We start from the raw sequence: 23,833 nt of genomic DNA, 5'->3' as shown, positions 1-23,833 counted from the left end.
TGGCGCACCGTCCGCCCCCGATGTGACCGGGACCACCCCTCCGCCCACGAACGCAGGCCCCCGCCCGCCATCCATGGCACTCAGTGCCGCAGGCCGTGCCCGATTCCCAAGAATCCGGCACTCAGTACCTTTACAGGCGGCACTGAGTGCCATAGCGTCCTCCTCGGCAGGCGCCACGACCGCACGCCCGGCGACGGGCGGCGGTACGGCGGCGCACCCGGGCTCGAAGAGGAGACGGCCATGACCCCGCTCGTCGCGATCGCACCCACCTCGGCCTCCACCCTGGAGGACGGCGAACTGACCTACCGCCGGTGCCACTGGTGCCGCTCCGCGGCCGCGGTCACCTGCATGCTCTGCCCGGTCTGCGGCTCGGCCGACCTGGAGCCGGCCCGCGGCGCCGGCCAGGGCACGGTGCAGCGCCTGCTGCGCCCGACCCGCCGCGGCTCGCACCCCGACCGCCCCTACCTGGTGACCCTGGACGAGGGCTTCTCGGTCCAGGCCGCGGTGGTCGGCGGTCTCCCGGGCGCCGTCCCGATCGGCACCCGCGTCCAGCTCACCACCAGCGAGGACGAGGGCCGCCACCTCACCTTCCGTCCGGTCCCGCGCGTCTACTAGACCCTCCGCTACTAGGGCGAGTATTTAGTCGTGATCAAGGAGCGGTCTTGACGAGGTCCTTGATCCAGATCATCGAGGCGCGGAGGTTGAGGCCGGCGAGGTAGCTCTCGGGAGTCTTGTCGAACCGAGTGGCGATGCCCCGCCAGGCCTTCAGCCTGTTAATCAGTCGCTCGACGGTGTTCCACTCCTTGTAGAGCTTGGCGTCGTGGCCGACGGTCCGGCCGCCCCTGTTGCCCTTCTTCCTCCGGTTGGCTGCCTGGTCCCTCTTCTCCGGGATGACTGCCTTGATACGGCGTTTGCGTAGGTAGGCGCGGTTGCCGCGGGACGAGTATGGCGTTCTCGGCAAGGGCGGAGGCTTCAGTCGCGACGACCACCCCTAAGCTCAACCCCATGACCGCGTTCGACGACCTCACTCGCCTCGTCCCGCCACCGTCGCAACCACTGTGGGCGAATGGAGACTGGGACGAGGTGGAGGCAGCACTCGGCGTGGGACTCCCCTCTGACTTCAAGCAGGTGGTCGGAGCCTATGGCGCCTACCACTTCGCCGAGTTCTTGACGCCGCTTACGCCCTTTGGCGGGCGAGACTTGCTGGTCGGCCCTGCGAAACGGCTGCTGGACCAGGAACGCAACTTCCGGGACCGCAACCCCGACGCCTGCCCGTACCCCTTCTACCCGGAGCCGGGCGGACTCCTACCGTGGGCGGGAACCGACAACGGGGACCGCGTGTGCTGGCTCACTGACGGGCAGCCGGACGAGTGGACGGTTGTCTGCTGGAATCCGCGGGGCTGGTACTACGACGCGCATCCCGTGAATGCGGTCGAGTTCTTGGTCGGCTGGCTGTCGGGACACATCAGCACCAGCGTTTTTCCCGACGCCGCCGAGTTCGCCGAGGAGGACTGATCCGCTTAACTCGGGCACCCCAGTCACGTCGTCAGCCGCACGGACGTTGCGATGGCGTCGCGTCGGCCAACGGAGCCGGGCAGGCTAGCCGATCAAGCTACGGCGTGACGGTGATTCCCCCGGATTGATCACGACTCAATACGCGCCCTAGACCCTCCGCCCGGCCCCGCCGGGCACGACTCCCCCGCATCTCCTCCGCCGTTCCCCCGCGACTTCGGCCGAAGGGCGCCGGGTCCGGGGACGGATCCGGCCTACCTGTCAAGAACTCGTGCACGCACCACACCGGCTCGGTTACTGTCGGCTCCGTTGCCTGGACCGGGGGAAGGTGCACGGAGACGTGGTTGAGCTGACACTGCCTCAGCGGGCATGTTCGGAAGTGAAGTTGACGGCCGCCGCTGGCGGGGAGGCGGCGCTGCGGCAGGCCTGGCCCACCGGGCTGGCCGCCAATCCGGCGGCCCCGGCCGCCGTGCTGGACCGGCTGCTGGCCGCCGACCGCCGCCCCGACGAGGACCGCTGGCTCTCCGCCCGTGCGCTGCCGGCCGGCACCGTGGAGGCGGCCCTCGCCCACCCGGCCCCGGCGGTGCGCCGCCGGCTCGCCGACAACCCGCACCTGCCGCCCGCCCTGCTCGGCCGGCTCGCCCTGGACCGCGACCGCACCGTGCGCCGCGCCTGCGCGTTGGCCGCCGCCGAGCGCCAGGTGGTGCTGCCCGCCGAGGCGCTGGCCGCACTGGCCGGCGACCGGGACGCGAACAACCGCCGGCTGGTGCCGGCCTGCCCGGGCCTGCCGGCCGACCTGCGGGCGGCGCTGGCCCGCGACCCGCAGCCCGCTGTCCGGGCCGCCGCGATCACCCGCGAGAGCTGGCCGCAGCTGCCCGCCGGGCTCCGGCACGAGCTGACGGCCGACCGCGACCCGATGGTGCGGGCGGCCGTCCGGACGGCCCGCCGTACCGAGCGTCCGCTGCCGCGCACCCTGGCGGAGTACATCGCCGAGAGCGACCCGCGCCGCCGCGAGCGGGCCGCCGCCCACGCGCCGATCGAGCGCCGGCTCGGCGAGTGGCTGCGCTACGACGACGACCCGTGGATCCGCACCGCCGCGGCCGGCAACCCGCACCTGCCGACCGACCTGGCGCTCGCCCTGGCGGTCGACCCGGCCGAGCAGGTGCGCCTCGCGGTCTCGGTCCGCCCGGACCTGACGGAGCCGCAGCGGGCCGCGATCCGGATCTCCGTCCCGGACGGCCGCACCGCCGCACCGGCCTGGGTGACGTCCCGGCACGGCGACCCGCGGGCGCTGGTCGAACTGGCGGCCTCCGCGCACCCGCTGCTGCGCCGCAGCGCGGCTGCGGCGCCGGGCCTGCCGGCCGAGGCGGTCCGCGCTCTGGCCGCCGACCCGGACCCGGGGGTCCGCCTGGCGCTGGCCGAGCACTGCCCGGACGCCCCGCACGAGCTGCTGGTGGAGCTGTACGCGGGCGGCCGCGGCCGGGCCCACGACGCGCTGGCGGAGCGGCCGAACTTCGCCCGCCCGGGCCTGGCCCGGTTCGCCGGCCACCCCGACGCCCGGCTGCGGCTGGCCGCCCTGCGCGACCCCGAGGTGGCGCCGGAGCTGGTGGAGCGGCTCACCGCCGACCCGGACCGGGCGGTGGCCCGGGCCGCCGCCCGCCACCCGCGGCTGCCGCTGGCGGTCCTGCGCCGCCTGCTGGCCTCGGAGCTGGCGGAGGCCGCGGCGGCCAACCCGGCCCTGCCGCTGGAGCTGATGCACTGCCTGCTCGACCTGTCCGACGTGCCCCGGCCGGTGGAGCGGCCCGCGGCGTGACCGGGGAATGACTCCCGATCGGTGAATGTTCAACGAGTCACCGAGAGAGGAGCCACCCGTGAGCACCACCCGCGAGGAGACCACCGTCCAGCGCTGGGAGCGCGCCCGTCTGTACTTCGACTCCAAGGCGTACGCGGACGCGGCCCCGATGCTGGCCGAGGTGGTCGCCGAGGTCCCCGAGCAGGTCGCCCCGCGCCTGCTGCTGGCCCGCGCCTACTACCACTCCGCCCAGCTGCGCCGGGCCGAGGAGCAGCTGCGCGAGGTGATCGCGCGCGACCCGGTCGAGCACTACGCCCACCTGATGCTGGGCCGGGTGCTGCAGCGGCAGGGCCGGGCGGCGGAGGCCGCGCCGTACCTGCGGCTGGCCGCGGCCTTCGAGGGCGAGTTCACGGAGCTGTGAGCGGCCGTCCCCGGGCCCGGCGTTTGCCCGGCCCGGGGGCCGGGGGCAGGCTGGACGCGAGGAGGAGGTGCGCATGACCACCCTCGAGGAGCAGATCGACGTCACCCTCCCGGTCGGCCGGACCTGGGAGCAGTTGCACCGCGTGGCCGACTACCCGCGGTTCGTCGCCGGGCTGCGGCACGCCGCCGCGCACGGCCGCAACCGGGCCCGGCTGGACGTGGAGATCGGCGGGGTGCGGCGGTCGTTCGTGGCCGAGCTGACCGACCGCGGCCGGGGTCGGGTGATGACCTGGCAGACCGTGGACGGCGTGCACCTGAAGGGCACCTTCGCGCTGCGCCCGCTGGACGCGACGCACACCCAGGTGCAGCTGCGCCTGGAGTACGACCCGGAGACGCTGCGGGACGACCTGGGCGGCGACGGCCCGGTGGGGTTCGCGCAGAGCCACACCATCGAGGAGGCGGTCCGGGCCGACCTGGCGCTGTTCAAGGAGTTGGTCGAGCACCGCTGAGCTCGGCCCAGATCACCTTGCCGGTGGCGGTGTACCGGGTGCCCCAGCGTTCGGCGAGCTGCGCGACCAGGAACAGGCCGCGGCCGCCCTCGTCGGTGTCGGCGGCGTAGCGCAGGTGCGGCGAGGTGGAGCTGCCGTCGGCGACCTCGCAGATCAGCGCCCGGTCGAGGATCAGCCGGACCCTGATCGGCCCGCTGGCGTACCGGATCGCGTTGGTGATCAGTTCGCTGAGGATCAGCTCGGCGGCGAAACCCTGCTCGACCAGCCCCCACGCCTCGATCTGCCGGGTGGCCTCGGCGCGGGCGCCCGCGACGGCGGCCGGGTCCTCCGGGACCTCCCACTGCGCGACCAGGTCGGCGGGCAGCGCGCGGGTGCGGGCGACCAGCAGCGCGATGTCGTCGGTGGGGTTGGCGGGCAGCAGGGTGGAGAGCACGTCGGCGCAGGTCTGCTGGGGGCTGCGGTCGGGGTGCGCGAGGGTCGCGCGGAGCAGCTCCAGGCCCTCGTCGATGTCCCGGTCGCGGGACTCGACCAGTCCGTCGGTGTAGAGGACCAGCCGGCTGCCCTCGGGCAGGAGCAGTTCGGCGGTCTCGAAGGGGTGGCCGACCAGGCCGAGCGGCGGTCCGGCGGGGACCTCGGGGAACTCCACCCGGCCGTCGGGGTGGACCAGGGCGGGCAGCAGGTGTCCGGCCCGGGCCACCGTGCACTGCCGGGAGACCGGGTCGTAGACCGCGTACAGGCAGGTGGCGCCGGTGATCGGGACCTGGCCGTCGGTGGCCCGGTCCTGGTCGAGGCGGTTGACCAGGTCGTCGAGGTGGCCGAGGAGCTCGTCGGGCGGCAGGTCGAGGGCGGTGAAGTTGTGCACGGCGGTGCGCAGCCGGCCCATGGTGGCGGCGGCGTGCAGGCCGTGGCCGACCACGTCGCCGACGACCAGGGCGACCCGGGCGCCGGGCAGCGGGATGACGTCGAACCAGTCGCCGCCGACCCCGGCCTGGGCGGGCAGGTAGCGGTAGGCGACGTCCAGCGCGGACTGCTCGGGCAGGGCGCCGGGCAGCAGGCTGTGCTGCAGGGTGACGGCCATGCCGTGCTCGCGGGTGTAGCGGCGGGCGTTCTCGATCGAGATGGCGGCGCGGGCGACCAGTTCCTCGGCGAGCGAGCGGTCGTCGGCGTCGAAGGACTCGGTGCGGGCGGCGGCCCGCCAGAAGGTGGCGATGCCCAGCACCACGCCGCCGACGGTGAGCGGGACGGCGATCAGCGAGTGCAGGCCCTGCTCGCGGGCGCCGGCGGCGGCCGTGGGGTGGACGTCGGCCCAGCGGCGGATCGCGTCGGTCAGGTCGGTCTCCAGCACCGTGCGGTGGTCGGCGAGGGCGCGGGCGCGCGGGGTGCCGGGCACGATCGGGACGTCGGCGCCGACCGGCAGCAGCAGCGGGGCGGGGGTGACGCCGGTGAGCGCGGTGCGGCGCATCGGGGCGGTCAGGTCCGGGCCGGGCGGTTCACCGCGGAGCACGGGCTCGGAGAGGTCGACGGCCGCGTAGTCGGCGAGCGCGGGGACCAGTGCCTCGGCCAGCTCCTCGCAGGTGCGGCCGATGTCGAGGGTGGTGCCGATCGCGCCGCTGGCGTCGTACAGCTGCTGCAGGCGGCGGCGGGCCAGGTCGGCCTTGCCGCTGAGCACCCGCAGTTCGGTGGTGTCGCGGAAGGTGGCGACGTAGCCGGGCGGGCCGCCGCCGCGGTCGGTGGGGCGGACGTTGACGGCGAGCAGCCGGTCGCCGGCGGTGACCACCTCGTCGGTGGACTCCTCGCCGGAGGCGAGCAGTTCGGCGACCGGGCGGGCCAGGCCCAGGTCGGGAACGCGGCGGCCCTCGGAGTCGGCCGGCAGGGCGAGCAGCCGGCGGGCCTCGTCGTTGGCGAGCAGCAGGCGCTGTTCGGCACCGACGATCAGGACGCCCTCGCGGACGGCGTGCAGCACCGCGTCGTGGTGCTCGTACATCCTGGTCATCTCGGTCGGGCCGAGGCCGCGGGTCTGCCGGCGCAGCCGCCGGGAGATCAGGAAGGCGCCGCCGCCGGCGCACAGCAGGGCGGCCGCGGCGGCGCCGATCAGCACCGGCAGCTGGCGGTCGGCGCTGGCGCTGATCTGGCTGATCCGGACGCCGGAGGAGACCGCGCCGACCACGGTGCCGTCCTGGTCGGTGACCGGGACGACGGCCTGGACCAGGCGTCCGATGGTGCCGTTGACGGTCTCGGTGACGACCTGCCCCTTCAGCGCGGGCTCGTAGGTGCCGACGAACTTCTTGCCGATCCGGTCGGGCAGCGGGTGGGTGTAGCGGATGCCGTCGGTGGAGAGCACCACCAGGAAGTCGACGCCGGACTTGACCCGGGCCTCCTCGGCGCTGGGCTGCAGGATCGCGGTCGGGTCGGGCGAGCGGAGGGCGGCGACGATGCCCGGTGAGCTGGCGTAGGTCTGGGCGACCGCCACGGAGCGGTTGCGCGCCTCGTTGGTGCTGTCCGCCCGGGACTGCAGGACGGACTCGACCGCGGCGGCGGCCACCACCAGCAGCAGGACGACCAGCTGCAGCACGAAGACCTGGCCCGCCACGCTCCGTACGTCGAGGGCCGCCCGGAACCGGGCCATCCGGGTCATGGGTTATGTCTACACTCCCCTCCCCCCGTGGGCCAATGGGTCGGTCAGGGCCGGTCGTCCTGGAGTCCGGCGAGGTCGGCGTCGCCCTGGACCAGGGCGCCGGCCTGTTCGGCGGTGAGCGGCCTGGCGAACAGGTAGCCCTGGCCGAGCGGGCACCCCATGGCGGCGAGCAGCTGCCGCTGGGCGTCGTTCTCGATGCCCTCGGCGATCACCTGGACGCCGAGCGTGTCGGCGATCCGCGTGATGCCCTCGACCAGGGCGTACTGCTGCTCGGACAGGCCCAGGCCGTCGATGAAGGACTTGTCGATCTTCAGCACCGAGATCGGGAACTCGCGCAGGTAGCTGAGCGAGGAGTAACCGGTGCCGAAGTCGTCGATGGCGATCCGTACGCCGAGGTCGCGCAGGGTGCGCATGTCGGTGCGGACGCGTTCGTCGCGCCGCATCAGCACGCTCTCGGTGAGCTCCAGGATCAGGGTGCCGGGCTTGATGCCGCTGGTCTCCACGACCTGGCGGACGGTGTCGACGAAGCCGGCGTCGCGGAACTGCCGAGCCGAGACGTTGACGCTGACCCGCAGCGGCAGCCGGCCGCCGGCGGTGCGCCGGTCGCCGCTGAGCTTCTGCCAGGCGGTGGCCTCGGCGGCGGCCCGCTCCAGCACCCAGGCGCCCAGCGGGACGATCTGGCCGCTCTCCTCGGCGAGCGCGATGAAGTCCTCGGGCAGCACCATGCCGCGGCGCTCGTGCGGCCAGCGGACCAGCGCCTCGAAGGCCACCAGGTTGCCGCTGGCCAGGTCGACGATCGGCTGGTAGTACAGCGCGAAGGCGGATTCGGCGATGGCGTTGTCCAGGCTCTCGTTCAGCTCGTGCCGCTCCACCAGCCCGGCCTGCAGCTGCGGCTGGTAGCGGCTCCACTGCCGCTTGCCGGCCGCCTTGGCCTCGTACAGCGCCAGGTCGGCGTGGGTGAGCAGCTCGGCGGCGTCCACGCTGTCCTCGGTGGTGGCGACGCCGACGCTGGCGGCAACCCGGACGGCGCCGGAGGAGAGCCGGAAGGGCTCCTCGAAGACGCCGAGCACCGCGTCGGCGGTGCGGCCGACGTCCGCCGGGGAGAGCGCGTCCTCGACCAGCACCGCGAACTCGTCGCCGCCGAGCCGGGCGGCGGTGTCGGAGGTGCGCAGCGCGGTGGAGACCCGCAGCGAGACCGCGACCAGCAGCTCGTCGCCGACCGCGTGGCCCTGGGTGTCGTTGACCACCTTGAAGTCGTCCAGGTCGATGAAGAGCACCCCGGTGACGGTGCCGCGGCGCTCGCTGCGGGCCAGCGCGTGGCCGACCCGGTCCAGGAACAGCACCCGGTTGGCCAGGCCGGTCAGCGAGTCGTGGAAGGCCCGGTGGGTCAGCTCGCGCTCCATCTGCCGCTGGTCGGTGACGTCGCGCAGGGTGAGCACCAGGCCGGCCACAGTGGGGTCGGCGCGCAGGTCGTTCCAGCGCACCTCGGCCTCGATCACGCTGTGGTCGCTGCGCAGCAGCCGCCAGTGCTCGCGCTGCTCGGCCTGCTCGCGGGTGCGCATCCGGGCCAGCGCCTGCTGGACGGTGCGGACGTCCTCGGGCGGCACCAGGTCGGTCAGCGGGACGCCGGACGGCTCGTGGTGGCCGAGCACCCGCTCGGCCGAGGAGGAGGCGTACCGGATGCCGTCCTGGTCGTCGAGGATCAGGATCACGTCCGAGCCGGACTGCACCAAGGTGCGGAAGTAGAGCTCGCTGTTGTGCTGGTTGACCTCCCGGCTGAGCATCACCCGCTCGACGGCGAGCGCGGCCTGCCCGGCCAGGATGTCCAGGGAGCCCCATAAGGCGGTCAGCCGGTGCTCGGTGCCGCCGACGACCAGGACGCCGATCAGCGGCTCGCCGAGGGTCCGCTGCTCCAGCGCGAGCGGGCAGACCAGGACGGACGGCGAGCCGGCGAACTGCTCCTCCAGGCCGCCGCCCAGCTCCTCCACCGGCAGCAGCCGACTGGTGCGCACCTCGTCCATCTGCGGTACCCGCAGCACTCCCTCGCACGGGTTGCGCCCGGCCTTCAGGGCGCCGTCCTCGCAGACCGCCAGCAGGGCGGCGCCCGGCTCGCCGGGCGGCAGCAGCGAGGCCGCCGCGGACTGCACGGAGTCGGCGACCTCACTGACGGTGACCGCCCCGGCCAGCCGGGCGCCGGCCATCCGCAGCGCCCGCTCCCGGTCCAGCTGGTTGCGGTGCACCACCACGATCCCGGCCAGCCGGGCCAGCACCAGCAGGAACAGTACCGCCGAGAACGCGGCGATCACCCCGGCGTGGCTGCTGTCCCCGCGGTAGACGTCGAACAGCAGCATCGCGGGGGCGATCAGCGAGGCCAGGGTGAGCAGCGCCAGCCGGCCCTTGGTGATGTCGGTCGGCTGGGTGGGGATCGGCCGGGTCAGCTCCACCATCGACGGGTGCAGCGCGGCGGCGCCCCACAGCGTGTAGAACGCGGCCCAGCCGAAGTCCACCGGGGTGCCGATGTGCCACACGCCGTGCAGCTGGATCAGGCCGTACAGGATGTCGGAGGCCAGCATGCCGAGCGAGCCGACGGTGAGCAGCAGCAGCGCCCGGCTCTTGCCGCCGCGCGGCACCAGCAGCCGCATCAGCATCAGCAGCAGCAGCACGTCGCCCAGCGGGTACGCGATCGAGACGGCCTTCTGGAACCAGCTCAGGTCCTGGTTCCGCTCGTACGGGACGATCAGGTACAGCCAGACCAGCAGGGCCAGACCCACCGTGAGGGTGAGCGCGTCCAGCATCGAGCCGCGGTCCTGGTGGGCGGTTCGCCAGCGGATGAAGCCGGCCACGCCGACCGCGTACAGCAGGTACTCGGCCAGGTAGAAGGCGTCGGCCAGGGTCGGGTAGGTCAGGACGTGCAGGTACTCGGTGTAGACGACCTGGGTGACCTCACCGATGGTGAAGCTCAGGTTGGCCGCGGCCAGCACGTACCAGTAGCCGGGGTGTGCCGGCCGGTTCATCCGGGTGCCGAGCACGATGGCGCCGACCCCGCTGAGGCCCATCGCCGTCCACCAGATGATCCGGTCGTCCGGATTCAGGTAGTAGACGAGCGTGAGCAGGCCCATCCAGCCGAAATAACAGACCGTCAGGCGCTGTCGACTGCGAGTCAACCGACTACCTCCCTCACGGAGGCTCCGGGGCACTGCGTTCCCAATATACCCAGCGATATCGCTGTCGCGCCGGACGTGCCTATAGTCGAAATGTCGGCGCCGATTTCCCGGACGCCGTCCACTTCCGCATCCCCCGAGGTCAGTGCCGGTGGAAAAGGAATCCTCCCCCCAGCCGCCCGGATCAGGTCCGAGCACCGTGGTGCGCAACGACGAAGGATCGTACGCGATCTGGCCGGACGCACTACCGGTCCCGGCGGGCTGGGCCCGGGAATGGGGCCCGGGCGGCCGCGACAACTGCCGCGAGGCCGTCGCCCGCCTCGCCACCGGGACCCGCCTCCACGGCGTGCGACCGGACCTGCGCAGCGGGTACGGGCCCACCGTGCCCGCACTGTTCCGTCGCCAGGCCCAGCGGACGCCCGACGCGCTGGCCCTGCTCTCCGAGGAGCAGCGGATCGGCTACCGCGAGCTCGACGAGCGCAGCGACCGGCTCGCCGCCGGGCTGCGTCGCCGCGGCGCCGCGGCCGAGACCGTGGTCGCCGTCCGCCTCGAACGCTCCGTGCCGCTGGTGGTCGCCCTGCTCGGAGTCCTGAAGGCCGGCGCCGCCTTCCTGCCGCTCGACCCGGACCACCCGCCGCAGCGGTTACGGCAGTTGACCGCCGACGCGGAGGCGGTCCTGGTGCTCGCCGACCCGAACGCCGTGGAGGAGCTCTCCTGTGACGGTCCGGTGCCCGCCGACCCGCTGCCCGAGGACCTGGCGTACCTGATCTACACCTCCGGCACCACCGGCACCCCCAAGGGCGTCCCGGTCAACCACCGGGCCTTCGCCCTCACCCTCACCCGGGTCGCCGAGGCGTACGAGCTCTCCCCCGCCGACCGGGTCCTCCAACTCGGCGCGCTCGGCTTCGACACCGCCCTGGAGCAGATCTTCGCCCCGCTGCTCAGCGGCTCCACCCTGGTACTCGGCGGGCGGCGCACCTGGGCGCCGATCGAGCTCGCCCACCGCATCCCCGAACTCGGGATCACCGTCGCCGACCTGACGCCCACCTACTGGCACCGGCTGCTCGACCTGCTGCCCGAGGACGCCCACGGCGCCGACTGGCTGCGGCTGCTGATCGTCGGCGGCGAGACCGTGCACGCCGAGGACTGCCGCACCGCGCTGCGCCGCCAGCCGCGCACCCGGCGCATCAACGCCTACGGCCTCACCGAGACCGCCATCACCTCCACCCTGTGCGAGCTGCGGGGCGAGCTGATCGGCGGCCTCGGACACGCCCCCGTCCCGGTCGGCCGCCCGCTGCTGGGCACCTACGTGCACGTCCTGGACGGCGAGTTGAACCCGGTGCCGCCCGGCCGCAAGGGCGAGGTCTACCTCGGCGGGACGGCCCTGGCCCGCGGCTACTGGAAGAACCCGGTGCTCACCGCCGAACGCTTCCTGCCCGACCCGTACGCCGGCCGGCCCGGCGAGCGGATGTACCGCACCGGCGACACCGGGCGCTGGCGCCCCGACGGCAACCTCGAACTGCTCGGCCGGATCGACGACCAGGTCAAGATCCGCGGCTTCCGGGTCGACCCCGCCGAGATCGAGGCCGTCCTCACCGCCCACCCCGCCGTCGGCCAGGCCAGGGTGATCGCCACCGACGGCGTCGGCGCCGGACGCGCCCTCACCGCGTACTACACCGGCACCGCGACCTCCGCCGCCGAACTGCGCACCTTCCTCGCCGGGCACCTCCCCGACCCGCTCGTCCCGGCCGCCTACGTGGCCGTCGACGGGATGCCGCTCACCCCCGGCGGCAAGATCGACAACCGCCGGCTCGCCGAGACCGCCCGGCCCGCCGCCCGACCCGGCAACGGAAGCGCCGCCGCGGAACACGGACTCGCCTACCTGTGGGCCCAGCTGCTCGGTGTCGACGAGGTCGCCAGCGAGGACGACTTCTTCCAGCTCGGCGGCAACTCGCTGCTCGCCATGGAGATGCTCGCCCGCGCCCGGATCATGTTCGGCCTCGGCGTCGACCGGGTCCGCGAACTCACCCGCGCACTGCTGAGCGACCCCACCCTCGGCTCCTTCACCGTCGCCGTCCACGCCGCCCGCACCGGCCACGCCGCCGACCCCGGCACCGACACCGTCGACTTCACCGCCGAGGCCGAACTCGGCGTCCCCGTCCGGCGGACCGACGGCGGCCCGAACTGGACCGACCCCGCCGAACTGCTGCTCACCGGCGCCACCGGCTTCTGCGGCGCCCACCTGCTGCACACCCTGCTCGCCACCACCGACGCCCGGATCCACTGCCTGGTCCGCGCCGCCGACCCCGAACACGCCCTGGAACGCCTGCGCTCCGCCCATCAGCACTACCTGCAGCGCGACCTGCACGCCTCCGACCGGGTCGTCCCGCTGGTCGGCGACCTCGCCGAACCCCTGCTCGGCCTCCCCCGCGCCGTCTTCGAGGACCTGGCCGGCCGGCTGGACACCGTCCACCACCTCGGCGGACAGGTCAACTTCCTCTACCCGTACCGGCAGCTGCGCGCCGCCAACGTCGGCGGCACCCGCGAGATCGTCCGCCTCGCCGGCCACTCCCGGGGCATCCCCGTCCACTACCTCTCCAGCATGGCCGTCCTCGCCGGACACGGCGCCGCCGGAGAGCGCCACGTCGACGAGACCACCCCGCTCGGCCACCCCGACCTGCTCTCCGTCGGCTACGTCGAGAGCAAGTGGGTCGCCGAGGCCCTGCTGCACAACGCCGCCCGCGCCGGCCTCCCGGTCGCCATCCACCGGGTCAACGACGTCACCGGCGACCTGGCCACCGGCACCATGAACCCCGGCACCGAACTCTGCGCGCTCATCCGCTACTTCGCCGACAGCGGCACCGTCCCCGACGTCGACCTGCCGCTCGACTTCGTCCCCGCCGACACCTTCACCCGCGCCCTCGCCCACCTCGCCACCCACACCCCCGCGGACGGGCGCGTCCACCACCTCACCAACCCCAACCCCGCCGACCTGCCCAGGCTCGCCGACCGGCTCCGCGCCCACGGCCGGCCGGTCTCCGAACTCGCCTACGGGGACTGGGTCGAACAGCTGGTCGCGTTCGCCGCCGACCACCCCGAACACCCCATCACGCCCTTCGCGCCGCTCTTCGTCGACCGCTGCGCCGGACCCACCCGGCTCACCATCAGCGAGATGTACTTCCGGCCCACCTTCCCGCAGTTCAGCCGCACCAACGCCGAGAAGGGACTGGCCGGCAGCGGCATCGAGTTCCCGCCCGTCGACACCGAACTGCTCGACTTCTACCTCGACCGGATGACCACCAACGGCCAGCTGGACCCCGTCCCGTGACCGCCGACGCCCCGGACCACCCCGTGACCGCCGACGACCCCCGGCCCGCCCCATGACCGCCGCCGGCCGGCCCGAGGCCGACCCGGCCACCTGGTGGAGCACCGTCGACCCCGCCCGCGCCCCCGCCGACGCCCCCGCGGCCTTCTGCCCCGACCTCGGCCCGCAGGCCCTGCTCGCCGCCTACGCCCACGGGCTCTTCCCGCTCCCCGCCGCCGACCTCTACGGCGAACTGCACAACGAGACCCGGTACGAGCCGCTGGTCGCCGCCGGCGCCATCGCCCTGCACGACCCGGGCCCCACCTCCCCGTACACCGTCGCCTGGTGGTCCCCGGACCCGCGGCCCGTCATCCCCACCGCCACCGGAGTCCCGCTCAGCCGCCGGCTCAGGCGCCGGCTGCGCAACTCCGGCTGGACCACCACCGCCGACCACGCCTTCCCCGAGGTCCTCGCCGCCTGCGCCGCCGACCGCCGCCCCCGGTGGCTCACCGACGACCTGCAGGCCTCGCTCCGCGAGCTGCACACCGCCGGACACGCCCACAGCGTCGAAGTCCGCGACGGCGACGGCGAGTTGATCGGCGGCGCGTTCGGCATCCGGGTCGGCGCCGTGCTCAGCCTGGACTCCATGTTCCACCGCCGCCCCGACGCCGCCCGGGTCGCCCTCGCCGACCTCGCCACCCGCTTCGCCGCCGCCGGCGGCCGCCACCTCGACGCCCAGTGGGACAGCCCCCACATCCGCACCCTCGGCGCCGCCCCCGTCCCCCGCGCCGACTACCTCACCCTCCTCCGCACCCCACCCGCAGCCGGCCCACCCGACCCCACCCCCCACCCGGCGTCCCGCCTCGCCCCACCCGAGCGGCACTGAGCCACCCCGGCAACGGCCCCGGCTAGCGCACCGCCGGTGCGAGCGCCCGGACCGCGTGGCCCGAGCCCATCGGGATCAGCGCCGCCGCCAGCAGCGGGAAGGCCACCACCGCCGCGAAGGTCCACCCGTACCCGTGCCCGGTGATCGCCGCGCCCGCCAGCGGCGGCACCAGCACCACCATCGCGTGCTGCCACACCCCGTGCACGCCCAGCGCCCGGCCCGCCCAGACCGGGCCGGCGTACTCGGCGACCGCCGTGTTGTGCAGCCCGTTGGTGGACACCGTCAGCCCCGACGCCAGCAGCAGCGCCGCCGCCCCCGCCCAGGAGCCCCACCACGCGCCCAGGGCCAGCAGCCCCAGGTCCGCCGCCGTGGCCAGCGCCAGCCGCCGCATCGGCACCACCCGGCTGCCCGCCCGGTCGGACCACCAGCCCACCAGCAGCCGCACCCCCGCGCCCGCCAGGTTCGCCACCGCCAGCACCGTCCCCGCCGTCGCCGGCGCCCAGCCGCGCGCCTCGATCAGGAAGACCAGCGCGAACCCGGTCACCACGAACTGCGGTACGCACAGCAGCCCCGCCGCCGCGTGCAGCCGCCACAGGTACCAGCCCCGGTACGGCGAGCGGGTCCGCGCCGCCTCGGCCCGCGAGGGCCGCGGCGGATCCACCGCCGCCACCGCGATCGCCAGCCCGGACCCGCCGCACAGCACCGCGCAGAACCCCAACGCCCCGGCCACGCCAGCCTGTTCGGCGATCGGCGGCAGACAGACCGCGGCCAGCCCGGTGCCCAGCGGCTGCGACGCCTGCCGGACACCCATCGCCACCCCGCGCCGGTCCGGCGGGAACCAGCCGATCACCAGCCGGCCGGACGCCGAGTTCACCGACGACCCGGCCACTCCCGCCAGCACCAGCAGCGCCCCCAGCCACCGCACGTCCCCCGCCGCCGGCACCGCGGCCGCCAGCACCACCGCCGCCGACAGCAGGCCCGCCGACAGCGCGAACCGCTCGCCGTACCGGTCCGCCACCACTCCCCAGCCGACCAGCCCGGCCAGGATCCCGAAGATCGGGCACGCCACCAGCACCCCGGCCCCCGCGAGCGAGAGGCCCAGGTCCCGGCGGAACGCCGGTATCAGGTACGGCAACCCGTACAGCACGACGGTGCTGGCCGTCTGGCCGCCCGTCCCGAGCGCCAGCATCAGCCATCTGCGGTGGTTCCGGTTCTCCTCCATGCCCGGAACGATAGGGATCTCCCACATGGCGAGACCGAACATTTCACATCCCGAGACGGCTGGTTCGCACCCCTTGCCCTGTCAGCCCGCCGCGGCACAATCGGGGCATGACGAAGATGCCGCGCACGACCTGCGAGTTCTGCCGCCGAACCGTCGCCGCCCTCCCCCACGGTGTCGCCCAGTGGCGGGCCAGCCGCCACGACGCACCGGACGTGCCGCGCGAGTCCACCGGCGCGCTGGTCAGCTGCATCGGCTCGCTGCGCCCGGTCGAGCCCGCCGCCCTCGACCTCCAGCTCGCCCTCCCCGGCCAGGAGCAGCAGGCCGCCGGCACCACCCTGTTCTGACCTCAGGACCTCAGGACCTCAGGACCTCAGGACATCAGGACCCCAGGACCTCAGGCGGCCTTCGACGCCAGCGTGATGACCGTGATGTCCGACGGCGCACCGACCCGCACCGGCGGCCCCCACGCACCCGCGCCCCGCGTCACGTACAACTGCGTGTCGCCGTACCGCTCCAGCCCGGCGACCGTCGGATTCGCCAGCTCCGCCAGGTAGTTGCCCGGCCACAGCTGCCCGCCGTGGGTGTGGCCGGAGAGCTGCAGGTCCACGCCCCACTTGACGGTGTCGTGGATGGTGACCGGCTGGTGCGCGAGCAGCACCGACGCGCGGGCCCGGTCGCGGTCGCCCAACGCCTTGGCGTAGTCCGGGCCGTGGCCCTCCGCCGTGCCGGCGATGTCGTTCACGCCGGCCAGGTCGAAGTACGGCAGCTCGGTGCGGTCGTTCTCCAGCGGGTGCACGCCCAGCTCCCGGACGAACTCCACCCACGGCGCCGCGCCGGAGAAGTACTCGTGGTTGCCGGTGACGAAGAACGCGCCGTCCCGAGCCCGCAGGTCCGCCAGCGGCCGGGCGGCCGGACCGAGGTCGGGCACGCTGCCGTCGACCAGGTCACCGACGACGGCGATCAGGTCCGGCTGGGTCGCGTTGATGGTGTCGACGATCCGGCGGGTGTGCCCCCGACCCAGGATCGGCCCGAGGTGGATGTCGCTGACCACCGCGATCCGGTAGCCGTGCGCGGCCCGCGGCAGCTTCGCCAGCGGCACCGTCACCTGCTTCACCCGCGGCCCGCGCAGCACCCCGTACGCGCCGTTGCCCACCACGCCCACCGCGACGCCGCCCGCGGCGACGGCGACCGCCCGCGACACGAACAGCCGCCGCGACGCGTCGGCCGGCTCCCGCCCACGCTCGGGCTCCCCCGCCGTGTCCGACGTCCCCGCCGTGGCGGAGGTGTCCGCCGGACCGGTCCCCGCGCCCACCGCCACCGGCACCGCGACCGCCGCCGGCTCGGCCGCCCGCCGCCGGGGCCACCGCAGCAGCACCGGCCGGACCAGCTCGCCGACGGCGAGCGCCAGCACCAGGTACAGCATCACCGGCAGCCACAGGTACCCGGGCCACGCCAGCCACCGCTCGGCGGCCATCGGCAGCACCCGCCCACCGAGCAGCGCCCCGAACGACAGCAGCGGGAGCACCACCGCCAGCACCGTGCCCGCCCGCCGCCACCGGCCGCCCGGACGCGACACGTCCCGCACCAGCCGCCGCCACAGGTACCACTGCCCCGCGCCGATCAGCACGAGGGCGACCACCAACACCACCACGATCACCATGCCAGCCAGTATCGGCGCCCCCGCCCCCCGACCCATCACCACCCCCGGCCGGGCCGGCGGGCGTCAGGCGGCGAGCCTCGCGCGCTGCCGGGCGGTCAGGGTGCGGATCATCAGGACGGCCAGGACGCCCGCGACCACGCCGGCGATCCGGTCGAAGGCGGAGTAGCCGTTCGGGTGGGCCTGGGTCTGCATGAGGACGGCCGCGCCGAGGGTCTTCGCCAGCCACGCCACCCACCAGGCGTTGAGCAGCCACTCGCCGCCGCGCGGTCCGCTCGCCCGCCAGATGTCGAGCGTGACGCGGTACGGGATCCAGAGGTTCGCCAGCGGAATGAACCAGCCGCCGACCGCGAGCCCCGGCCCGAAGCGGTGCCCGGCCGGGTCGAAGGCCTGGGCGTTGTGGCGGCAGCGGCTGAACCAGCGGAGGAAGAGCACGGCGCTCCCCACCATCAGCACCAGGCCGACCGGCACGTACGCCGCGAAGAACCCGGCCCGCGTCCCGCCGGCCAGTCCCACCGCGAGCTGGGCGACCGTGTACGCCGCGATCACCGCCTGCGCGGCGACCGCCGCGGACCCCGGGTCCACGACCGGCTTCTCCCCGACCGGGACGTCCTGACGCGGCGCGTCGCCGACTGCTTCCGTACTCACCCGAGCTCCTGAGCGTCCGCCCGCGTTGTCGATCATGCGCGGGACCGGACGGAGCGTAGCCCTGCCGGTCCGGGCCGGTGAGCCCGGGGCGCCGGTGGTGGCGGAGGCGACATCGGACGGATCCCCGGACGACGGTTCCCGCACCGACTAGCCTCGGGCCCGGGGCCGAAGATCTCGGCCCGTCGGGACGTTCGGGAGGACGACGTGCTCCGGCTGCACCTCACCGCGGCGGACATCGGACGTACCCGGCTCACCCTGCTCGGGCCGCTCGCCGAGACCCAACTCGCCCTCCGCACCGCCCAGCACCGCGGCGAGGACGACCTGCTCGGCGGCTGGCGCCGGCGCGTGCGCAGCCAACTGCACGGCGAGGCCCGGGAGCTGGCCGTCGGCATCGCCCACCCCGCCGGACCGCTCGACCTGCTCACCGTAGCCGGCCCGGCGGACCGGCTCGACGACGGCCTCGACCGGCTGATCGCCCGCCGCGGGCTGCTCGCCGCCGAGATCGCCGACGCGCCGGACGGGCTGCGGGCCAGGATTCCCCGCTTCGTCGCGGGCGCCGCGCGGGGCGAGGCGCAGGCCACGGCGAGCCTGACGGCGGCGTTCCGGACCGCCCACCGGGTGTCCGTGGCGCCGCACTGGGACCGGATCGAGCGGGTGCTGACCGCCGAACGGGCCGCCAAGGCCACCGAGATGGTCACCGGCGGCACGGACGCGCTGCTCGGCTCGCTCCACCCCGGCGTCCGCTGGCGCCCACCCGTCCTCGAAGTCGACTACCGCACGCACACCCCCGGCCGGACCGACATCCACCTGTGCGGGCAGGGCCTGCTGCTCGCGCCCTCGGCGCTCGCCCGCTCGATCCACCTCTACCTGCCCCTGGACGAGGACGAGCAGTTGCTGCTCGTCTACCCCGTCCTGCGCGACACCCTGGCGGCGGCGCACGTCCTCACCGCCGACGCACCGGACGGCCGGGCGCTCGACGCCCTGATGGGCACCACCCGGGCCGCCGTCCTGCGCACCGCCGACGGCGGCACCACCACCGGCGACCTCGCCCGCCGCCTCGGCATCTCGGCCGGCGGCGCCAGCCAGCACGCCACCGTGCTCCGCGACGCCGGACTGCTCCACAGCCACCGCCTCGGTCGCCGGATCCAGCACACCCTCACCCCGCTCGGCGAAGCCCTCCTCTCCCGGGACGACCGGACCACCACCTGACCGGCACCGGCGGTCGTTCACCGCACGGGCCGGCGCGAGGAGTTCGACCCCGCCCAAAGCCTCGCGCCTACTCGCCGCCGACGGTCGCGCGGTGGAGGAGGTCGAGCCGGTCGGGGCCGATGCGGTCGGTGACCTCGTGGGCGAGGGCGAGGAGTTCGGCGCGGGTGGCGGGGTCGGGGCGGAGTCGGGCGGTGGTCGCGGCCCGGCGGAGGAGGGTAACGGCGTCGGCGGCGGCCCGGACGGCGAGGCGCGGGTCGGGGTCGGCGGCGACCCGCAGGTGAACCAGCAGCCGGGCGACCGGGTCGGGTTCGTGGAGCAGGCGGTAGCCGGCCCGGCGGACGGCTGTCCGGTTCTCGTCGGCGAGCAGGGATCGGGCGAGGCCGTCCGGGAGTTCCGCGGCGACGGGTCGCAGCAGGTCGGCGGCGGCCCGAACCACCCGCGCCGAGCGGTCCCGCAGCAGCGGCAGGACGGACGCCACGGGCGCGTCGGCGCCGGCGAGCTGCCGCAGCCCGCGCAGCGCCCGCGCCCGTACGGCGTCCACCGGATGCGTCAACAGGCCCACCAGCAGCGGGACATCACCACGCGTACCGGTCGGCCTGGCCTCGCCGGACGGCGGTCTCGGCGGCGGTGAGCTGCGGGAAGGCGTGGGCGTCCCAGCGGTGGACCCGGCGGATCCGGTCGTCGAGGGCGGCGAGTTCGCGCGGGTGCCGGGCGAGCCGGGTGAGGGCTCGGCCGGCCCGGTCGGGGTCGCCGCTGGTCAGGGCGTCGATCAGCGCCTGGTTCGTCCACATGCCCGCCATCCTTCCGGGCAGGCTCCCACCATCTCACTGATTTTCACATCCGTGAACGCCAACCACATCCTGAGCCAAGACTCTTGACCGGTCCTCAGGCAGGCCCCTACCTTCGGCACACAGACAAGTCCACTGTTCATACACATGAACACCCACCCGAGGGACTTCCATGCGCATTCCCCGCTCGCTCCTCCTCGGTACGGCGTCGCTGCTCGCCGCGGCGATCGCGATCCCCGGCACCGCGTCCGCCGCGCCCACGGTCACTCCGCACTGGGAGGGGATCGGCCGGGCGGCCCTGGCGGCGTCCGACGGCTGGGGTTCGGCGACCACCGGCACGACGGGCGGCGGCGCGGCGGACGCCGGGCACGCGTTCCTGGTGCACGACCGGGCCGAGCTGGTGGCGGCACTGGGCGGCGACAACGCCACCAACGCGGGCAACGCCACCCCGAAGATCATCTACCTGGCCGGGACGATCGACCTGAACACCGACGACACCGGCCGCCCGCTGACCTGTGCCGACTACGCGGCGGGCACCGGCTGGTCTCTCCCCGCCTACCTGGCGGCGTACGACCCGGCGACCTGGGGGACGGCCACCGAGCCCAGCGGGCCGCTGGAGGACGCCCGGGACGCGGCGCAGAAGGCGCAGGCCCGGCAGATCCAGATCAACGTCGGCGCGAACACCACGATCGTCGGGCTGCGGCACACCGCGCGGATCCTCGGCGGCGGATTCGTGGTGAAGAACGTCGACAACGTGATCATCCGCAACACCACGTTCGAGGACGCCGCGGACTGCTTCCCGTCCTGGGACCCGAAGGACGGCGCGACCGGCAACTGGAACTCCGAGTACGACTCGGTGACCCTCTACAACGCCACCCACGTCTGGGTGGACCACAACACCTTCACCGACGGCCGCAACCCCGACGCGGCGCAGCCGCAGTACTTCGGGCGGCCGTACCAGGTCCACGACGGCCAGCTCGACATCACCAACGGCTCGGACCTGGTCACCGCCTCGTGGAACGCCTTCGAGGACCACGACAAGACCAACCTGGTGGGCAGCAGCAACACGTCCAAGGTCGACCCGGGGCACCTGCGGGTGACCTTCCACCACAACCTGTGGTCCAACACCGTGCAGCGGGCCCCGCGGGTGCGCTTCGGGCAGGTGGACGTCTTCAACAACTACTACGCGGTCGGCGCGGAGGAGTACGAGTACAGCATCGGTGTCGGCAAGTCCTCGCAGATCGTCGCGGAGGCGAACTACTTCGAGCTGCCGGCGAACGCCCCGGCCGGGAAGGTCCTCTACAACTGGGGCGGCACCGGGCTGACCGCGGCCGGCAACCTGGTCAACGGCGCGCCGGTCGACCTGCTGGCCGCCTTCAACGAGGCGCACCCGGCCACGCCGCTCGCCGCCGAGAGCACCTGGACGCCGACCCTGCGCCTGCGGGTCGACCGCGCGGACAAGCTGCCGCACCTGGTCGGCCACCACGCGGGCATCGGCCACCTCTGACCCCTCGGCCCCCGATCGCGGCCGCGCGGTCACCCCCGGGTGACCGCGCGGTCGCGCTGCGCCGAAGGTCCTCCGCGGTTCCTGTGAGCCCGCCCACACGCCCCACCGCGACTACGGCCCTGCGTAGTCGAAGTTCCCGCCCGGCGAACGGCGACGGCCGGGCCGGGCCGCCGGGTGGCTCCGGACGCTCCCGGAAATCCGCAGGTCAGCCGGGAAATCGGCGCCAATCGGACATCCCGGGTTTGGTCGGTGCGGGGGCCGGGTAGACCGGGGTGACGCGCCCGAGTCGATCACGGGCGCACTGCCGTGCCTACTACCGGCAGTAGTTTCCGAGCCCGTTGCGCCGCCGTAAGGGCCTCTGCCAAGAATGTCCCGGTCGCAAGGCGGCACGGCTCTCTCCCGCCGCGCCAACCCGCCCGCCCCGCGCCGTACGGCCGGGGTGCACGGCCGTCCGACACGGCCCGCGGGCCTGTTCCCCGAACGCGCTTCGCGATGCCCGTGTGCCCGGATACGGCACCGCGAGACGGAAGAGGTCGCCCGCCCATGCAGCACCGCAAGACCCACCAGCTCCGCGCGAAGCTGCAGAACCGCCGCAACGCGCTGATCACCGGCGTCGCCACCCTGGCCGTGGCGGGCTCCGCCACGCTGGCCATCGCCCTGCCGCAGGACGCCACGACCGCCGAGGCCGCCGCCCCGCGCACCGCCGTCGCCGCCGCCACCCCCGACGTGGACCAGCTGGCCGCCGCGCAGGCCCAGGCCGCCGCCGAGGCGCAGGCCTCGGCCGAGGCCTCGGCGAAGGCGTCCACGGAGGCCCAGGCGGCCGCCGAGGCGTCCGCGAAGGCGGAGGCCGACGCGAAGGCCGCTGCCGACGCGAAGGCGGCCGCGGACGCGAAGGCCGCCGCCGACGCGAAGGCCAAGGCCGCCGCCGACGCCAAGGCGAAGGCGGACGCCGAGGCCAAGGCGAAGGCCGCCGCGCAGGCGAAGGCCGCGGCCGCCGCCAAGGCCGCCGCGGACGCGAAGGCGAAGGCCGACGCCGAGGCCGCCTCCCGCTCGCAGGCCCGCTCCGCGCTGACCACGACCTACTCGGGCACCCCGCAGCAGATCGCCGCGCAGATCGTCCCGGCCTCCCAGCTGCAGTGCTTCTCCAACATCGTGGAGCGCGAGTCCAGCTGGAACGTGCACGCCACCAACGCCTCCTCGGGCGCGTACGGCCTGGTCCAGGCGCTGCCGGCGTCCAAGATGGCCTCGGCCGGCTCGGACTGGCGGGACAACCCGGCCACCCAGATCAAGTGGGGCCTGCAGTACATGAACGAGACCTACGGCAGCCCCTGCGCGGCCTGGTCGTTCTGGCAGGCGCACAACTGGTACTGATCCAGTCAATACCGGTCCGTACCGGTCGGTAGTTGTAGAGCGGACGTGCTCGCGGTGTGAAGATTCCGCACACGTCCGCTCTGGCTTGTCCCGGCTTGGGCGTTTTCGCGCGGCTTCCGGCCTTTGCGTGCTGGTGTCCCCGCCCATAGCCTCTGCGGCCATGGCCGACTCACCTCTGATCTCCGTCGTGGTCCCCGCCTACGACCTGCAGCAGCAGCTCAAGGAATGCCTGGACTCGCTGCTCGCCCAGTCCTTCCGCGGCTTCGAGATCGTCCTGGTGGTCGACCGCTCCCCGGAGTGCCCCGAGCGGCTGGTCGAGGCGTACGAGATGCGCGACCCCCGGGTCACCGTGCTCCGCCTGAACGCGGCCGTCGGCATCGGCCGCAGCCGCAACGCCGGCGCCGCCCAGGCCCGCGGCCGGTACGTGCTCTTCCTGGACAGCGACCACCTGCTCGCCCCGGACGCGCTGCAGGCGATGGCCGACCGGCTGGAGGAGACCGGCGACCTCGACGTCCTGCTGTTCGGCCACAACCGCGAGCACCGCGGCCGGATCTGGCCCGGCGGCGCGTCCGAGCTGCTGGCCGCGGCCGGCCCCGAGGTGTTCGCCCCGCTGGAGCGGCCCGAGCTGCTCGGCGCCCCGCCGCTCGCCTGGGACCGGCTGATCCGCCGCGAGGCCGTCCCCACCTTCCCGGACGGGCACTACGAGGAGGTGCCTGCCGTCCACGAGTCGCTGCTGGCCGCCGGGCGGATCGCGGTGCTGGACCGCGAGTGCGTGACCATCCGCCGCCGCCACACCCTGCACCCGGCGGGCTCGCCGGGCAGCAGCCACTTCGACGTCTTCGACCAGTACGAGCACAGCTTCGGCCTGCTGGAGCGCACCGCCGACGCGGACCCGGCCCGCCCGCACCTGTTCACCCGGATGATCCGGCACTACCTCTTCGTCTTCGACCTGGCCGGCTGCGTGCCCCGGGCCGAGCGGCCGCAGTTCTTCCACCGCGCCGCCGAGCACTACCGGCGCTTCGTCCCCGAGGGCTACCGGCGGCCGGACGGGCGCGAGGGCATCAAGTTCTCGCTGCTCGCCACCGGGGCGTACGCCGCCTTCGAGGTGGCCAAGCTCTCGCACATCGCGCGCGGCGCGGTCGGCCGGCGGTAGCGGCGACGGGCGCCGTTCCCCGGTCGATCCCGGCCCGGTAGAGTCGACGGACAGTCAGT

General features: G+C 74.4%; 19 protein-coding genes and 1 pseudogene. 12 read left to right on the top strand and 8 right to left on the bottom strand.

The genetic code is table 11. The features are described 5' to 3' along the window. Positions 1-240: 240 nt before the first annotated feature. Positions 241-615, top strand: coding sequence for a Zn-ribbon domain-containing OB-fold protein (locus ACGFX4_RS22575; RefSeq protein WP_393077227.1), 375 nt, complete (start codon positions 241-243; stop codon positions 613-615). Positions 616-649: 34 nt separating this feature from the next. Here the strand turns inward: ACGFX4_RS22575 and ACGFX4_RS22570 are convergent. Then, a pseudogene (locus ACGFX4_RS22570) lies at positions 650-946 on the bottom strand (IS5/IS1182 family transposase); the annotation flags it as partial. Positions 947-1,005: 59 nt separating this feature from the next. On the opposite strand from ACGFX4_RS22570, the gene ACGFX4_RS22565 reads away from it, so the two are divergent. From ACGFX4_RS22565 to ACGFX4_RS22550, 4 genes are all read left to right on the top strand, one after another. After that, complete coding sequence (locus ACGFX4_RS22565; protein ID WP_393077224.1) at positions 1,006-1,515, top strand: SMI1/KNR4 family protein; 510 nt, start codon at positions 1,006-1,008, stop codon at positions 1,513-1,515. Positions 1,516-1,897: 382 nt separating this feature from the next. Continuing rightward, the gene (locus ACGFX4_RS22560; protein WP_393077221.1) at positions 1,898-3,325 is read left to right on the top strand and encodes a hypothetical protein; all 1,428 of its coding nucleotides are present in this window, start codon (positions 1,898-1,900) and stop codon (positions 3,323-3,325) included. Between the two features lie 58 nt (positions 3,326-3,383). Next, a complete protein-coding gene (locus ACGFX4_RS22555; protein ID WP_393077219.1) occupies positions 3,384-3,725 on the top strand; it encodes a tetratricopeptide repeat protein in 342 nt (113 codons plus the stop codon). Between the two features lie 73 nt (positions 3,726-3,798). Continuing rightward, positions 3,799-4,233, top strand: a complete 435-nt coding sequence (locus ACGFX4_RS22550) for an SRPBCC family protein (protein ID WP_393077216.1) — start codon at positions 3,799-3,801, stop codon at positions 4,231-4,233. Here ACGFX4_RS22550 and ACGFX4_RS22545 read toward each other — a convergent pair. Continuing rightward, on the bottom strand, positions 4,208-6,859 hold the full coding sequence (locus tag ACGFX4_RS22545) for a SpoIIE family protein phosphatase (RefSeq protein ID WP_393077443.1): 2,652 nt from the start codon (positions 6,857-6,859) through the stop codon (positions 4,208-4,210). The genes ACGFX4_RS22550 and ACGFX4_RS22545 overlap by 26 nt on opposite strands. A 53-nt stretch (positions 6,860-6,912) precedes the next feature. Then, positions 6,913-10,032 (bottom strand): putative bifunctional diguanylate cyclase/phosphodiesterase, encoded by a 3,120-nt coding sequence (locus tag ACGFX4_RS22540; protein ID WP_393077213.1) that lies wholly within the window; start codon positions 10,030-10,032, stop codon positions 6,913-6,915. Between the two features lie 196 nt (positions 10,033-10,228). Here ACGFX4_RS22540 and ACGFX4_RS22535 point away from each other — a divergent pair, with 196 nt between their 5' ends. Then, positions 10,229-13,357: an amino acid adenylation domain-containing protein gene (locus ACGFX4_RS22535; protein WP_393077212.1), complete on the top strand. Its 3,129-nt coding sequence runs from the start codon at positions 10,229-10,231 to the stop codon at positions 13,355-13,357. A gap of 52 nt (positions 13,358-13,409) precedes the next feature. Continuing rightward, positions 13,410-14,219: a leucyl/phenylalanyl-tRNA--protein transferase gene (locus ACGFX4_RS22530; protein WP_393077209.1), complete on the top strand. Its 810-nt coding sequence runs from the start codon at positions 13,410-13,412 to the stop codon at positions 14,217-14,219. A 22-nt stretch (positions 14,220-14,241) separates the two neighbouring features. On the opposite strand, the gene ACGFX4_RS22525 is transcribed toward ACGFX4_RS22530, so the two are convergent. Beyond that, positions 14,242-15,441, bottom strand: a complete 1,200-nt coding sequence (locus ACGFX4_RS22525; protein ID WP_393077207.1) for an MFS transporter — start codon at positions 15,439-15,441, stop codon at positions 14,242-14,244. Between the two features lie 107 nt (positions 15,442-15,548). Here ACGFX4_RS22525 and ACGFX4_RS22520 point away from each other — a divergent pair, with 107 nt between their 5' ends. After that, positions 15,549-15,785 carry a hypothetical protein gene (locus ACGFX4_RS22520; protein WP_393077204.1) on the top strand — a complete coding sequence of 79 codons (237 nt, stop codon included), beginning with the start codon at positions 15,549-15,551 and terminating at the stop codon, positions 15,783-15,785. Between the two features lie 50 nt (positions 15,786-15,835). On the opposite strand, the gene ACGFX4_RS22515 is transcribed toward ACGFX4_RS22520, so the two are convergent. Next, the gene (locus ACGFX4_RS22515) at positions 15,836-17,101 is read right to left on the bottom strand and encodes a metallophosphoesterase (RefSeq protein WP_393077202.1); all 1,266 of its coding nucleotides are present in this window, start codon (positions 17,099-17,101) and stop codon (positions 15,836-15,838) included. Between the two features lie 63 nt (positions 17,102-17,164). Next, entirely contained in the window at positions 17,165-17,746 is a 582-nt protein-coding gene (locus ACGFX4_RS22510) for a DUF4328 domain-containing protein (protein ID WP_393077200.1), read from the bottom strand. A 204-nt stretch (positions 17,747-17,950) separates the two neighbouring features. Between ACGFX4_RS22510 and ACGFX4_RS22505 the strand changes: the two genes are divergently transcribed. Further along, complete coding sequence (locus ACGFX4_RS22505) at positions 17,951-18,955, top strand: ArsR/SmtB family transcription factor (RefSeq protein ID WP_393077197.1); 1,005 nt, start codon at positions 17,951-17,953, stop codon at positions 18,953-18,955. A 67-nt stretch (positions 18,956-19,022) separates the two neighbouring features. Here the strand turns inward: ACGFX4_RS22505 and ACGFX4_RS22500 are convergent, their stop codons facing one another. Both ACGFX4_RS22500 and ACGFX4_RS22495 read right to left on the bottom strand, forming a co-directional pair. After that, the gene (locus ACGFX4_RS22500) at positions 19,023-19,508 is read right to left on the bottom strand and encodes a hypothetical protein (RefSeq protein ID WP_393077195.1); all 486 of its coding nucleotides are present in this window, start codon (positions 19,506-19,508) and stop codon (positions 19,023-19,025) included. A 22-nt stretch (positions 19,509-19,530) separates the two neighbouring features. Continuing rightward, on the bottom strand, positions 19,531-19,746 hold the full coding sequence (locus ACGFX4_RS22495; RefSeq protein ID WP_393077192.1) for a hypothetical protein: 216 nt from the start codon (positions 19,744-19,746) through the stop codon (positions 19,531-19,533). 169 nt (positions 19,747-19,915) lie between these two features. On the opposite strand from ACGFX4_RS22495, the gene ACGFX4_RS22490 reads away from it, so the two are divergent. From ACGFX4_RS22490 to ACGFX4_RS22480, 3 genes are all read left to right on the top strand, one after another. After that, complete coding sequence (locus ACGFX4_RS22490) at positions 19,916-21,250, top strand: polysaccharide lyase family 1 protein (RefSeq protein ID WP_393077191.1); 1,335 nt, start codon at positions 19,916-19,918, stop codon at positions 21,248-21,250. 543 nt (positions 21,251-21,793) lie between these two features. Next, positions 21,794-22,621, top strand: a complete 828-nt coding sequence (locus tag ACGFX4_RS22485) for a lytic transglycosylase domain-containing protein (protein ID WP_393077188.1) — start codon at positions 21,794-21,796, stop codon at positions 22,619-22,621. Between the two features lie 160 nt (positions 22,622-22,781). Beyond that, the gene (locus tag ACGFX4_RS22480) at positions 22,782-23,774 is read left to right on the top strand and encodes a glycosyltransferase family 2 protein (RefSeq protein WP_393077186.1); all 993 of its coding nucleotides are present in this window, start codon (positions 22,782-22,784) and stop codon (positions 23,772-23,774) included. Positions 23,775-23,833: the final 59 nt, after the last annotated feature.

The sequence above is a fragment of the Kitasatospora sp. NPDC048365 genome (assembly GCF_043200835.1).
In the GTDB taxonomy this organism is placed as follows: Bacteria; Actinomycetota; Actinomycetes; order Streptomycetales; family Streptomycetaceae; genus Kitasatospora; species Kitasatospora terrestris.
Note: the sequence above shows the minus strand (reverse complement) of the source record. Positions and strands in the feature narration are given on the sequence as shown.